The organism is Peribacillus butanolivorans (genome assembly GCF_001273755.1).
Classification (GTDB): Bacteria; Bacillota; Bacilli; order Bacillales; family DSM-1321; genus Peribacillus; species Peribacillus butanolivorans.
Map to the genome: position 1 here is coordinate 16,554 of NZ_LGYA01000002.1, position 13,943 is coordinate 30,496.

Annotated in this window: 14 protein-coding genes; 11 read left to right on the plus strand and 3 right to left on the minus strand. The window is 32.5% G+C overall.

The genetic code is table 11. The annotated features are described in order from the left end of the window. Positions 1-875: hypothetical protein (locus tag AKG34_RS21405; protein WP_161804970.1), on the minus strand; the 875-nt coding region annotated here is incomplete at its 3' end. A gap of 685 nt (positions 876-1,560) precedes the next feature. Between AKG34_RS21405 and AKG34_RS21415 the strand changes: the two genes are divergently transcribed. The 10 genes from AKG34_RS21415 to AKG34_RS21455 all read left to right on the plus strand — a co-directional run bounded on the left by AKG34_RS21415 (position 1,561) and on the right by AKG34_RS21455 (position 11,569). Beyond that, positions 1,561-2,118, plus strand: coding sequence for a recombinase family protein (locus tag AKG34_RS21415; RefSeq protein WP_053348208.1), 558 nt, complete (start codon positions 1,561-1,563; stop codon positions 2,116-2,118). Then, complete coding sequence (locus AKG34_RS21420; protein ID WP_053348209.1) at positions 2,119-2,493, plus strand: hypothetical protein; 375 nt, start codon at positions 2,119-2,121, stop codon at positions 2,491-2,493. A gap of 159 nt (positions 2,494-2,652) precedes the next feature. Continuing rightward, positions 2,653-2,832 carry a hypothetical protein gene (locus AKG34_RS21425; protein WP_053348210.1) on the plus strand — a complete coding sequence of 60 codons (180 nt, stop codon included), beginning with the start codon at positions 2,653-2,655 and terminating at the stop codon, positions 2,830-2,832. Between the two features lie 339 nt (positions 2,833-3,171). Next, a complete protein-coding gene (locus AKG34_RS21430) occupies positions 3,172-3,792 on the plus strand; it encodes a CHC2 zinc finger domain-containing protein (RefSeq protein ID WP_053348211.1) in 621 nt (206 codons plus the stop codon). Next, the gene (locus AKG34_RS21435; protein WP_053348212.1) at positions 3,792-5,363 is read left to right on the plus strand and encodes a DUF927 domain-containing protein; all 1,572 of its coding nucleotides are present in this window, start codon (positions 3,792-3,794) and stop codon (positions 5,361-5,363) included. Before AKG34_RS21430 ends, AKG34_RS21435 begins: the two co-directional genes overlap by 1 nt. Before the next feature lie 1,136 nt (positions 5,364-6,499). Continuing rightward, complete coding sequence (locus tag AKG34_RS21440) at positions 6,500-6,907, plus strand: hypothetical protein (RefSeq protein ID WP_053348213.1); 408 nt, start codon at positions 6,500-6,502, stop codon at positions 6,905-6,907. A gap of 73 nt (positions 6,908-6,980) precedes the next feature. Beyond that, positions 6,981-7,142, plus strand: a complete 162-nt coding sequence (locus AKG34_RS28130; protein ID WP_161804971.1) for a hypothetical protein — start codon at positions 6,981-6,983, stop codon at positions 7,140-7,142. A gap of 324 nt (positions 7,143-7,466) precedes the next feature. Then, positions 7,467-8,489 (plus strand): hypothetical protein, encoded by a 1,023-nt coding sequence (locus tag AKG34_RS21445; protein ID WP_053348214.1) that lies wholly within the window; start codon positions 7,467-7,469, stop codon positions 8,487-8,489. 10 nt (positions 8,490-8,499) lie between these two features. Further along, entirely contained in the window at positions 8,500-8,730 is a 231-nt protein-coding gene (locus tag AKG34_RS21450; protein ID WP_053348215.1) for a hypothetical protein, read from the plus strand. Positions 8,731-10,183: 1,453 nt separating this feature from the next. Continuing rightward, a complete protein-coding gene (locus tag AKG34_RS21455) occupies positions 10,184-11,569 on the plus strand; it encodes a type IV secretory system conjugative DNA transfer family protein (RefSeq protein WP_161804972.1) in 1,386 nt (461 codons plus the stop codon). 21 nt (positions 11,570-11,590) lie between these two features. Here the strand turns inward: AKG34_RS21455 and AKG34_RS21460 are convergent, their stop codons facing one another. After that, a complete protein-coding gene (locus AKG34_RS21460; RefSeq protein WP_053348217.1) occupies positions 11,591-12,214 on the minus strand; it encodes a hypothetical protein in 624 nt (207 codons plus the stop codon). Between the two features lie 2 nt (positions 12,215-12,216). Further along, on the minus strand, positions 12,217-12,564 hold the full coding sequence (locus tag AKG34_RS21465; RefSeq protein ID WP_053348218.1) for a hypothetical protein: 348 nt from the start codon (positions 12,562-12,564) through the stop codon (positions 12,217-12,219). Positions 12,565-13,007: 443 nt separating this feature from the next. Here AKG34_RS21465 and AKG34_RS21470 point away from each other — a divergent pair. After that, the coding region (locus AKG34_RS21470; RefSeq protein ID WP_152952390.1) for a MobA/MobL family protein at positions 13,008-13,943 on the plus strand (936 nt) is incomplete at its 3' end.

A 13,943-nucleotide genomic window follows, 5' to 3' on the forward strand; every position in this document is an offset into this window, starting at 1 on the left:
GTAAGTCTTTTGAAAAATAGTACCAATATCTTGACTAGGTTTAGCACACTCTCCATCATCAAGCTGTACCCTGGGAGAGTATTCAAGAACTCAGGTTTTAGGGCAAATTCCAAGTAGGAAACGAAAATCATAGGATAGTTCAGCAGATTTACATCTAATGAAGCTCCCGTTTCTTTACCTTCGAAGACTTCAATGCCTTTACCTGGATCTACTAAAATATTCACCTCATAATTCGAGACATAGTAACTTAATATATTTGCTATGTCATATATACCTTGCAAGGCAAACATAGAAAATGCAATGATACCTGTTGCAAGTAGGAAAGAACCGGTTTTTGAAACGACCTCTTCCGTGATAGAACCTTGTCTGTTGTTTAATTCAAGTATGGCCATTACAGTAATAACAACTAAAGTTACGATGCTAATTGTTTGAACTGTAGTTGAAAGCTCATCTAGAAAACCGAAATTATCTAAAACAATTGGGAAAAACATTAATTGCAACAATTGAGATGGCGCAAAGCCGAGCGTACACGCAGTGGACGTAATCATATTACTCATTGCATTCCCGAGTCCTGTTATTATTGGATTTACTAATACAGTTAGTCGACCCGGATTTCCTCCTGAACTGATTTGTTCCGCATATTCTTCATCTATAAGTTCCTGTTCATCCTTTGAATTCTTGATTTTTTTATGTAATTTCTTATAATCTTTTTTACACGTATCCACGTCGAAGGTGAGTGTATCTCTAAATTGTGTTCCATATTGGCTGGATGTAATATCGGTTTTTTCTACAGCTGCTGATACTGTGCTAATTGGGACGATTGAAATGAAACTAATAAAAAATATTAAAATGACTAACAAATTTTTTTTCCTCATAAAACACCTCCTTTTCTTTAAAAATTACATAAATAAACATAAATTAAAAAAGGCAAAGTACAAGGAAATACACACATAGTTTGAGAGAAAAGAAAAAAAGAAGAGCATTTGCTCTTCTTTTTTTATGACCTAATATTTTTCTATTGAATCACTTAAGAAGGACCAGTCACTCTGGGTCCTTTTTATAAAAACTCCTACCTACCCCTTATCAACCTATTGTAGAGATCTTTTTGTATTGAATTTAACTGTTCATATCTCTGAGGTACCTCATAATATTTAATAAATCTCTCTCTCTGTTGCGTCTGAAACCCCAGGGCTCCTCCGTAATGCTTTTCACAATACCAGTTATACGTATCCGGCTTATCCCATTCATACAGTTTAATTAAAGGCTCAGAATCGATATTGCAGAACAAACATTTTTTCATAAATACACCTCTAAAAATAGAAATCCAGCAACACCATAATAAATCACTTAATTAAATGGTTTCAATTAGTTTATTTATTTGCTCGAATACAGTGTAATTTTTACTTTTAAAAAATGTTGTGTTTTTTAACTTGAAAAAGAAGGGGTTATAAATTATATAATTAAAGTATATAAGGTACACCTTTTAGAATACGAATCTCGGTCCAGTAATACCAAGGGTTCACGACGTCTCAAAGGTCAGTATCAAAAGGGGGAGATTATTTGATAGTAGGTTATGCAAGAATTTCAGATAAAAGTCAAAACATTGGATCACAAGTAGACCAGTTGAAAAAATTCGGTTGTGAAAAAATCATACAAGAAACGATTACTGGAATTGCAGAAGATAAGGAATTAAATAAATTAGTAGATGAATTAAAAGAAGGAGACACGCTCGTGGCAACGAGGACCGATAGAATATCAAGGTCCGCAATTCAGTTTTTAATGTTAGCTAACAAATTGGAAGAAAAGAGTGTATTTTTGGTTTTAACCGAACTTGGAGTTGACGCAAGGACACCGGCCGGAAAAATGATCTTAGGTATTATGGCTAGTCTGGGACAATGGGAAAGGGAATCTTTGAAAGAAAAACAAAAACGAGGAATCGAAGCAGCTCGAAAAAGGGGGATTCATCTTGGAAGACCTAAAAAATTCACAAATTCCGGATTAGAAACAGCTATTGAAATGTATGAAAAAAAGGAAAAAACCATCTCTGAGATCTGTGCTGCTACCCAAGTTTCAAGAGCGACACTTTATCGAAAATTAAAAGAGAGGGAGATTAAATAAATGATTTATGAAAACCATACTGTAAATGGCTTTGATGAAAAATTATATAAAGTTATAACGAACGAAATTAAAGAATTGAACAACGGAGTTATTTTAATAGAAGGTAAAGTCAAATATGATTACACTTATACCGACAACGAAGAACCTTATTACTTTAGGACAACTGGAGATTGTATTATTGAATTTGATTCTAAGCAAGAAATTATACGTTTCGAAGTTATAGACGGTTATAGTAGTGAATATTGCAATTATGAAACCGACGACTCTCCTTCAAAAGAACGATTAGTTGAAACTGTTGAAAATCTAAAGAAAGAGATCTTAGAAAACTTTCTAGCTTTAAAAAGAGAAGTATTAGAATTAATGAAAAGCGAGTAATAAAAAAGGTTCTACGAGGAACCCGACAAAGGCAAAGAAAAGCCTGAATTTAAATTCAATTTAAATGAAGGATATTAAGAAAAAAATGGTAAGTTTCCTTGACTTAGCGTACCCATAAAGTATAATGGAGGTAGTTTATAAATAGAGAGGTTGATAGAATTGGAACTTAAAGAAAAGAAAATTATGGGGCGTCCGCCTTTACCACTAGAAAAACAATATAGAAAAAAGAAACATCGTTTCGGACGTATAGAAGATAAATTCACTTCGATATTATCTTTAATTGAAAGCGAGAAAGATCGAAAGCTTATCTTAGACGCCTTAGAAGAATTAAAAGCATAATTGTGAAGAAAAATCTGGAAAAACCACAACTAAAACTAGTAATTTCATTAGAAATTTGTTATTTTTACCGAAAGAAGACACAAAAAAATCGCCCACCGACCAAAGTTTGCGATTTCAATGTGGAACGTGTGACTGAACGAACAAACGAACAATCGAACACAATATGGGTTAAAACATTTTAATTAGTTTTTATATAAACAATAATAACATATTAAACCGTTTTTTCAAGTTTATATATATGTATTTTGTTTAAAAATATAAATTCCTTTTAAAATACCGTTCGTTCTTTCACACTCACTTTCTTTCATACCTTTTAAAAAGAAAAGAGAGTGTATTAATATGTCAAACAATATAAAAGAAGTGATCCAACAAATAAAAGCATCGGTTTCATTACTCGAAATCGTTCAAGAACACGTAGTAATGAAAAAAGCCGGAAAAAATTTTCAAGGGTTATGCCCTTTCCATAATGAAAAAACGCCAAGCTTATTCGTGAACGAGCAGAAAGGTATTTGGAAATGCTTCGGTTGCGGAAAAAGTGGCGATGTAATCAATTTCTTCGCAGAAATAAACAATTACAACAACAAACAATCTATTAAAGTACTTTCTAATAGACTTGGATTAAATAATACCGGTAAATATAAGAAGCAAGTCGAGGAATTAATAAAAAAACGCGCTGCTGATCGTGAGAACGAAAAAAAATTCACAGCTGCTATGGCTATGTTAATCAACGAATTAGAGCACACTATCAATATTTTGAAAGAAATCACTTCACACTTCAAAAAAATAGAAGAAGTAGATGCCTATTCAGATATCTATCACGAGCTATCGAATCTTACATATTTGTATGAACAGACTGAATATATTTCTAATAGTTTTGAAGAAAATGAAATGTATTTCAAACTTAAAGAAGAGTATTTATCATATAAACCTCTCCTTTCATATATGGGAGGGATGAACTGATGAGCAAGTCAGAAGCTAAGAAGGTCATCAATCTTCCTTTAAATACTCAAGTCCAATTTGATGAAAAAAAATATACTATTCCAGCACCTTATCTAATTCAAGATGGTCGTTTATTTGTCACTGTTAAAGGCGAAGAAGTGCCTGTTTCAAGGCATATTCCGGTCATTACAAAAGAATATACAGATCTAGAAAGTGGAAATGATTATGTTGAAATCACTTGGAAAGAATTAGATAAAATAAAAAAATTCATAGAATCATCGTCCATACTTGGTAGAAAAAAGGATTTATTAGAAATGTCAGTCAAGGGTCTATCTGTTAATGAAAATAATTATAAAAAAGTTATGGAATTTCTTGATAAATTTCTAATAGAAAACCAAGAAGACAAGAAATTACTCACAACCAGATTGGGTAATGTTAAAGGTGAATTTATTCATCCAAACTTAATCGGCGATATTATAATAGCTCCTGGAAGCGATGGAGAAGCACAAGTATTAAAATCTTTTCAAGAAAAAGGAACAATAGAAAGTTGGCAAACAGAAGTTTTAGACCTTGTTAGAGATCACCCTAAAGTAATGTTCTTTTTAGTAGCTTCATTCGCTGCTGTTTTAGTCAAAGATGTTGATATTAACTCATTTATAGTAGACCTCTCTGGATTTACTAGTGAGGGTAAATCTACAACACTACAAGTTGCTTCTACTGTTTGGGGTTCAAAGGAATATGTAGGTGGATGGAAATCAACAGCTGTAGGAGTTGAAAGATTATCTAATTTTCTTCAGAATTTTCCCGTTATCTTGGATGACACAAGGAATGCTTCAGAGAAAATTTTAAGAGAAGTAGCTTATGATTTTTCTCAAAACAAAGGCAAAATAAGGGGTAGTATTATTGGAATGCAAAAACTATCAACTTGGAGATCAATCCTACTTACATCAGGTGAAGTCCCAATACTTGATTATTGTGACCGAGCCGGTCAAAGCGCTAGAATTGTCCAAATTAAAGACAACCCCTTTAATGAATATGAACAAGATTATATGTTTAAACTCTACAAAGCAATGTCAAATAATTATGGCGTAGTTGGAAGAACCTTTTTAGAGCGATGGTTAAATCTAGATTTAGAAAACAAAAACAAACTTTTAGCTCATTATCAAGAAATTAGAAGTCGTTATGCTAATAATTCGAACGGTAACGATGTTCTCTCAAGAATTTCTGCCAATTACGCACTTATTCACTTCACAGCACAATTATTAAATCAATTTTTCGATTTCAACATTGATACCAAGCCTTTTGAAGAAATGTTCTTAAAAGAAAGCCAAGAAAATAAAACTCTTGATAAACCACGCCAATTGCTAGAAAAAATGTTAGGTGAATTAAACTCTAGCCGCAAAAATATATTCTACGAAGGAGAATATGAACCCGATCAAGTTGATGCTATATATAAAAATGCTAAAAAAGGCGAAAAAGATAAACTATATTTCACTGTTGAATTTTGTAACAGATTTTTAGAAAAGGAAAGTAACCAAATTCGAAAGCAATGGCAAAAACTATACAATTACACAAAAAAGTGGAAAAGATAATAAACTCGTATCTATTGGTCAATTAAAAATCAAAGCCATTGAAATTAATGCCAATACTATAAATGAATTAGACTTCGACTTTTCAAAAAACAAAATTAAAGAGCTATAGGCTCTTTTTTTTGTTAAAAAGTAACCAAAGTAACCAAAGTAACCAAAGCAATAAATGAATTTGGTTACTAACAAAAGTACCCTTAAAACCTTATGTACCAATGGTTCAGCCTATTTACTAAAATTAAAAAGTAACCACGGTAACCAGAACATTTAAATTTTGGTTACCACGTTCAGCCTTACAGCCACAAGGGATTGAAGTACATTGGTAACCAAAATTCATAGTAACCATAAAAAAAGGTATATATTATATAGCCTTTAATAAATTCGATAATGCAAAAATCCCCTTTCAAGAAAAATAAATATAGTATATTTTTTAAAAAACTAGTTATTTTGGTTACTAATAGCTATGAGCCTTACTCTCCCAAGGGTTTATTGGTAACCAAATTAGTAACCAGTAAAATAATTTTGGTTACCAACAGACCGTGAACCTTACTCTCACAAGGAAACAGTGGTAACCAAATTAGTAACCAATATAGAAAAAGTTTAAAATTATTGTTCTTAAACCTTATTTAGTGGAGCTTTTACTTTTAAGAAATTAGGGCTTAGAGGGATGACTCTAAATTAGCTGAAAGGCACCGTATAAGCGTTTCAAACAAAAGAGAGATGTACTTCACCCGAACTTCACAAGCGACCTTAGGAAGCCATTTCTTTCCAAACGCATTTACTGGAGCATATAAAAAGATTAGGGCACCCCAACGTCGATATTTTGTGCATAAATAAAAAATGCACAATAATTAGAGATCAGACACTTTATTTTTTTGAAAACCTTTCTTAAAAATAAAAAACAATTCCCTACGGTCATTCGTGTCGTCAGGCTGAAAAGCGCCTTCCTTGAGTTCAAACCCCACCCCTAATTTCTTAAAAGTAAAAATTCCACTATTAATGCCTGGGAACCTGTTTACTTGAAAAAATGAATCTAGCGAACAATCACTCACGAAAATGTATTAAAATGGCATAAAGGCCTTATTTTGTGCATCAAGTGGAACATAAAGATCCAGCAATTTTTGGAACGGAGGAATTTGGTAATGATTCAAGTATCAGCTGCTGAAGCAGAGGAACTTGCAAAAGTAGATAGGGACAAACTTTCCAAATATGAGGTTGATGCAGGAGAAAAATATAAAACTGGTAAATCTAAAAGACTTTATCCGAGAAAGTGCTATACAAAAGCATTTGAATATGTTGAAGATAAAAGTGATTTGGAAGATATTCGCTTAGTACACGGTCTTTATCTTTCTTATGGAATAAATAATCATTGTGGACACGGTTGGGTTGAATTACCGAATGATATTGTTTTCGATGGGGTATTGCAGAGGTTTTATGAAAAAGAAGGCTATTATCAATATTATGAGATTATCAAACAAGTTGAATATCAACCGAGTGAAATACATCAAATAGGATTTAAAAATGGGGGTACCTACGGTCCTTGGCATTGAAATTAAAAAAATAAAAAGGGGTTTTACTTTTTGTCCCGAAAAGTAGAATAGAAGGAAAGGAGCTGCGTTTGTTATGGCTAAAATGGGACGACCAAAAAAACCTGAATATCGTTCAGTACGCCTTCGGTTCGGTAAAGTTGAAGATCAGCTACTAGAGATTATCGAATCTCTGGAGGATGAAAAAGAAAAACAACTAGCAAGAAATATTTTAGAACGATTAAAACCGGTTACTTAATATTATTTGCCAGAATTTTCTTAGTTTTTCTAGATTTATAGATGCAAAATATGTAGAATCACCTAAAAGAAGACGCAAAAAAATCCCTGTTCCCCAACAGAGATTCTTGCGGTGAGATGTGATGTTCCACCCACCCTAAACTTTTTCCCGACAATAAGAAAAAGTATTACTTATAACCTTATATATTATATTCTACTTAGTTTTTAAGGAAATTTCAATTAAATCCTTTAAATATAAATAAGTGAATTTAGAAATAATAGAACAGGGTTGGACATCACATTCCTTCTTTCAAACAACTTTTGAATAGAAATGAGTGTGTAATATATGTTAACTGTAGACCAACAAAACGAAAGAGCAAGAAGAAAAGAATTAATGGCAGAATTATTGGAGATCAATAAAGGCGATAAAGGATTTGATTTCCTTACTAGAAGAGAAGAACACTTTGATATGTTAAAAGAGATAGAAGGTCGTGTAGCCGGCTTCTTCAAACACGGAGAATTCAACCGCAGAGAGTTCGACTTCTACTTATTTGAATTAGGAGATCTAACAAAAGCAGATAGATTATTTGGATTCCGTAATCTAGCAATCTATGACAAAGACTCTGGATTGGAGTTAGATGATTACGCATATGCTTTTAAAAATCTTTATGTTGAATACGCAGAACAATGGGCTAAGTACATTCAATGGCAAATTAAAAACCGCGTTGGCGTCAACGAAGATTTAGGACATTATCAACGAGTAGTTAGAGGAGGTATGAAACAATTGGAAGATGAAATTGGTACAGGTGATCGTAAACGTATTCTTCAATTATTCCCACATCTATTATATAAAAACAAAGTTGATATTGAACAAGTCGCAGAGACTTGGGGAATGAAAAGAGCAGGTGCGGTTCGTCAAATGAAAAAATTAACGGATAAAGAGAAGGGACAAGTTATCATTGAAAGCAAATCAGGGCGTAAAAAGGTTTATTCATTCAACCCAAAATATACATTCAGTGGTGCTGGTGGGAAGAAAAAGGATTACGATGTAAAAGTATACCGTGATTTCTTGCAAAATGTAATTACAGTGGTCGAAGAAATCGAAGCGAAATTAGCAAAAGAATTAGGCGTTAAAGAATTAACACATTCAGCTCTTTCGACTCTTCACGCTATCATTCCTTATTTCCACTACCAAACGTGCTATGCTGCGTTGAATCCAACTGAATCTATTACAATTGGAGAAGAAACAGTGTGGGAAGCTAAAACACGAGAGTTAAAAACAGGAGAAGAATCCATTTTAGATTATCTAAACATAACACAACTTGCCGGTATTGTAGCAAAGGGTGAAACCAACTTACATAAAGCGTGACCTTTGGGTATTGGAACAAGCAGAGGCAATCGTTTATACAGCAAATACAATTCTTATTAATCCTAAATTAATGTTTGCTATGCACGATGAATTTAATAACGAAAACGATCCTTATATTAAAAGTGTACTTATGCGTTTCAAAGATGAAAAAGATGCACGTAAAAAGCAAAAGAAAGACTATAAGAAAATGGATATGGTTAAAAAGAAAAGCAGCAAGAAGAAAACAAACGATGAAGTTTAAGAAGGTTGGCAGAAATGCCTTCCTTTTTTATTGCCTTTTTCAAACTAGCATAGTGTAACAGTTGGCATAGCATAGTGTAACAATTAGAGTAAAAAAAACTAGCATAGTGTAACAGTTAAAGGTGCCGAAAAAGCGCCCTCAACTTTACAGCCACAATGGATTTGGGTTTTTAATTCTCTATTCTTATATTCTTATTTTTACACTTAAATAGAGTTAACTTTTAATTTAGTTCCTATCCCTCTAAAAGAAAATAAGAATGGCTACTCTTCCCTTATGCCTCACTCTCTTGACGTATTCAGCAGCAACCAATCTCGTAACCAAAATAACAAAAGTTTAAAACATCTCTCTGACCATATTTAGTGGAGTTTTTACTTTTAAGAAAAGGAGGGCTAGAGGGATGACTCTTAATTAGCTGAAAGGTGCCGTATAAGTGTTACAAACAAAAATAAGGCGTACTCACCCCGAACTTCACAAGCGACCGTAGGAAGCTATTTCTTTTATTAAAAAAGAAGGTCTTCACAAAGCACTTTGTCTAATGCTTCTTCCGTTAAAGAGATCAGACACTTTATTTTTTGTGAAAACCTCTCTTTAAAAATGAAAAACAATTCCCTGCGGTCATCCGTGTCGTCAGGCTGAAAAGCGCCTTCCTTGAGGTTCAAACCCCACCCTAATTCCTTAAAAGTAAAAATTACACTATATAATGCCTGGGAACCTGTTTACTTGAAAAAATGAATCTAGCGTAGAATTTATCACGACAATCTATAAAAATGCCATATAGTTGCTATTCTGTGCATCTATCCATATAAAAATGGGGCCAGCCACAAACCCAGACCTACCTCAACTCCAAAAAGAAAAAATCTTTTTTACCAAAAACAAAAAATATCATTATAGTGAGCCTATGTAATGTTTAAACGCTACTTGAAATCCCGATGTAATTACGAGTTGTGTCGGTACTAGACACAATGTTCGAGGCCTGAATTTTAGGTGTTCGGTAAAATGGAAAGTAGGCATTATCCGGTTTAATAAATAAAAAAGACTAGGTTTTTAATTCCTAGTCTTTTTTAATTCTGTAAAAATTGCTTTTTGCCCATTTCTACTTATAAAACAACCAGGGATTATAGAAAAAAATTCCTGAAATCATTTACAGAGTGTTTTTTTGGTGGAGGTGGTGCAAGTGGTTTCTAATCATAGAATCAAAGAGATTTTAGCAGGATTTGTCTTACTATTATCAGGATTCTTATCTTATCAAATTACAAGGTTTTTCGGACAAGAGTCACAAAGTGGAATGTTTTCCGGCGGAACAACTTCAATTTTTGATTCAAGTTTTATTATTAAATTCGCGATTACGTTCGTTATTTTGGGTCTAATCTTTTCGGTTATTCTCATTTTTCTTACTAAACGGTTTTCTAAAAAACACGAATCTAATTCTTCAAATTTATTAAATTGGAAGCAAGTGAAAAATGAACAAAAAAATTTAGGAACAGATTTTTTAATTACTAAAAATGAACGAGAATTTAAAGAAGAACAACATCTTCTTTTATCCCAACATATAAAACTAAGGCAGGAAAAATTCTTTCAACATTGTTTAATAATTAGTGCTACAGGGACTGGTAAATCAGCTTCGATTTTACTTCCTCAAATTAAAAATCTAGATGGTAATATTTCAGCTGTTGTTACGGATCCAAAAGCAGAGTTGTACAAGAAAACATACAGAGAATTAGTTGAAAAAGGGCTTAAACCGGTTCTTTTAAAACTAGATAGACCAGAAGTATCTATCAAATATAATCTATTATCAAATTGCCGAAATCCTAATGATGTTCAAAAATTAGCTGAAGCCATATTAGGAGCTCAAGATGATGAATGGGGCCGTATGGGGGTTCCTTTGCTATCAGCCTTCTTATTCCGTCAGTATTTCCAAGGTGGAACTATAACGGACGTTGTAAAAGATCTAGCTGAATGTCCACAAGATATTTATGAAATGGAGTTGGAATATTTTAAAGAGGAAGACGTTAATAAATATTCAAAAATGGCTTTTGGTCAATTTAAAAAAGTTTCAGGTGCAGGGAATGCGGTTGGGAGTTTGTTCTTAACTATTCAAGGTAAAATGAAAGTATTTGAATATGAAAATATTGAAGAAATTTCTAAAGGGGATTCGTTTAAAATCGATAGTATGCGTAGAGAAAAGATTGTATTATTCATTAGTTATCCGGAAGAAGATTCAAAGACGTATGAACCTTTCCTTTCATCCTTCTATTTTCAGGTGTTTAACATACTAAAAGGGGATGAATCAGTCGATGAAAGTGCTGGAGCTGCAGTAGGTTTACCGGTGTATTTTTTGTTAGACGAGTTTGCGAATATCGGTAGGATTCCATCGATGGACAATCTTATTTCAACGATACGTTCTAAAAAAATGGGCGTAGAAATTTTCCTTCAAAATATTGAACAATTGCAGGCCGTGTATGGAAACGACATTGCCAAAACAATTATTTCAAACTGTTCAACGAAGTTAACGATGTACGGAAATTCGGAAGAATCTAGTAAGTTCTTTTCTAATATGGCTGGCAAAAAAGAAGTTGAATCGTTGAGTGTGTCGTTTGGTGATAAAGGTTCAACAAATTATACAAGCAGCATTCAAGAAAAACCGGTAATTAGTCCGGATGAGATCCGTCGCTTAGTAGAAAATGAAATCTTGATTATCACAAGTAATATCAGACCGATTAAAGATTATAAAAATTATTACTTTAGAGATAATTTGGACCTGTGGGTTCATAACAAACGAATATCTAAAGAAAACAAAAAACGTTTAAGAAAATTGTTAAAATTGATTTTACGGAAATAAAAAAAGAGCAGCTGCTCTTTTTTATCGTTCTCTTTCTGGTACCTTTTGTTTTCCATCTTCAAATATATTTTTAAGTTCTTCATAATCTATTTCAATATCTTCTTCGAGATCCCAATCAAAATGCATATCTAAGTATGCCCCTACTTCGAAATTACGTTCAATTAACTCTTCTAACTCCATTTTTAATTTTTTAATAGAAGATTCTGTTTTCAAATCTTTATTAAATTTGTATTCGTCAGCTAGATCATCGAGGTCAGCGACTGCTTCAGAAATTAAACTTTGAATCAATATATTGTTTTGAATAACTAACGTTTCTAAATTCTTTTTGCTTTCAATTCTTAATTTGTCTTTTTCAATATCTACCTTAAAATTCTCTCCTAATCTTTTCGTGATAACTTTACATTTTCGTATATGCTCGATTAATTCGTTCAAATCTTCCTTTAATTCTTGTTTTATTTCTTGATCTGTCCAGTCTTCGATTCCTTCGATTTCTTGCCTCTGTTTTTCAATTATCATTTGTACGATATTTTCAATACTGTTTTCAAATGATGCATTTATTTTGCCGAAGACATCCAATGATTGTCTAATTCTCAACATCACTTTATTTAATTCTTTATTTAAATCTCCCATTACATTTTGATTCATTATTAATTCCCCCTATGTTGTTTCAAAATTTTTTCTAAATCATCAGCCGATTGTAACAAAGCTACAATTGCACTTCGTACTTTGTCTTCACCCTCGACACCTAATATTTTTTCAACGGTATATCCCACTTTAATTAATCGTTGGTCGCGATCCTTTCGAATTTTTTTCTTCTCTCGCGAAATTCGCTCTTTTTTTGCTTTCTTTAGTTCTTGAATTTTCTTTTGGAATTTCTCAATTTCTAAATCCTCTTTTGTTTTGTATAGTTCATCATTGTTTTCGTGTTTTTGATTTTTGCGTTCTTGATTTTCATCTGGAGTAAAATCCAAATTTGAATTTTCGTTTGTATACATTTTCTTCACCTCGATTATAAAAAGTTTTAATCTTTATAATCTATTTTTGAAGAAATAAGAATAAAAAAATGATTTTTTTCATTTTAAAAACATTGAATTTTAAAAGTATTAATATTGGTTTTTGGTTTTCTCCCAGGGGGCTAGTGAGGGACGAACAGCACACTACCGCATTCTCTGCGAGAAAGCTAACGTCGTGCCCTGCCGGGAGCTAAGTTCAAAACCTAAAAACCTAAAACCCAAAACCTTAAAACCCGGCACCCACAAAAATTAGATATACACTTGTTCGTCCTCCCGGACTAGTCTCCGACTTTGTGTGTATATTCATATTTTGTTGGGTTTCCACCCCTATAATTTTTTATCTTTTTTGTTCCATTCTCACAAAAAGCCATTATAGTTTTAAAAATTCGATAATCAATTTATGAATAGATCGTGAGGTGAAATATATGAAACAAGAAAAGATTCTGCATTTCGGTACAACAATTGTCACCAATTCTTCTCACCGAAGTGTTCCGTCTAGGTTTGCTTATTCGGTTGGAATAAAAATAAAAGATGAAAAAACAAATAAGACTTATTATTCTCAAAAGAAATCAAAGGAAGATGGAATTGAAACGGAGATGATTTTAAATTCAGCTGCGTCGGAGAAATTCAAGAATACAAATTACTTCTTTAATAAAATTAATAATGAAAAACGCGCTGATGGCAGAGTGTTTTATGAATTCAATGTAACCCTTTATCAAGGATTAACTAAAGAAGAAAACAAGAATGTGGCTAGGGACTTTGCTCAGCAATTTTCAGAAAAATACGAGACCCCTACTTCGGTCAGTTTTCATAAAATGGATTCGGATAATCCTCACTTCCATATTATCTTTTCAGAAAGGACTGTGTCCGGCGAAGAACTTTCAAAAAAGAAAAGTGAAAAAATGCGTGGCCAGAATTTCATTCCCACCAGTAGGAAGTTATTTTCAGATGTTTCGAATGAACATTTCAATAAGTTAGGAAAAGAATTTTTCGTAGATCATCGTTCTTATAAGGACCGAGGATTAGAAAAACAACCACTTCGAAGAGTAAACAAAAAATCAAAGATACAAGATATAGATTTGATTAAGTTAGAAAATAAAATCATTAAAATAGAAAACAAAGAAATTGAGTATAAACAAAAATATAAAGAAATTAAAAGTGAGCATTACAAAAAATCGATTGAAACTAAACACAAATTAGAAAAAGCAGTAGCTGCTAAAACACAAGGAAAGGAGGTGAAAAATGTGGAAGTAGCCAAAATTCAAACCGTTCATAAGTTGTACAACAAGGAAATCAAAAAACAAGAAGATAAGTTTCTTACAAAAAGAAAAGAACATAAAGAGCAAAAACAACAAAATGTT

Bases quoted from the DNA above. Each gene is read 5' to 3' on its own strand.
- AKG34_RS21420 (WP_053348209.1), top strand. From the start codon at position 2,119: ATGATTTATGAAAACCATACTGTAAATGGCTTTGATGAAAAATTATAT.
- AKG34_RS21430 (WP_053348211.1), top strand. From the start codon at position 3,172: ATGTCAAACAATATAAAAGAAGTGATCCAACAAATAAAAGCATCGGTT.
- AKG34_RS21435 (WP_053348212.1), top strand. From the start codon at position 3,792: ATGAGCAAGTCAGAAGCTAAGAAGGTCATCAATCTTCCTTTAAATACT.
- AKG34_RS21440 (WP_053348213.1), top strand. From the start codon at position 6,500: ATGATTCAAGTATCAGCTGCTGAAGCAGAGGAACTTGCAAAAGTAGAT.
- AKG34_RS28130 (WP_161804971.1), top strand. From the start codon at position 6,981: ATGGCTAAAATGGGACGACCAAAAAAACCTGAATATCGTTCAGTACGC.
- AKG34_RS21445 (WP_053348214.1), top strand. From the start codon at position 7,467: ATGTTAACTGTAGACCAACAAAACGAAAGAGCAAGAAGAAAAGAATTA.
- AKG34_RS21460 (WP_053348217.1), bottom strand. From the start codon at position 12,214: ATGAATCAAAATGTAATGGGAGATTTAAATAAAGAATTAAATAAAGTG.
- AKG34_RS21465 (WP_053348218.1), bottom strand. From the start codon at position 12,564: ATGTATACAAACGAAAATTCAAATTTGGATTTTACTCCAGATGAAAAT.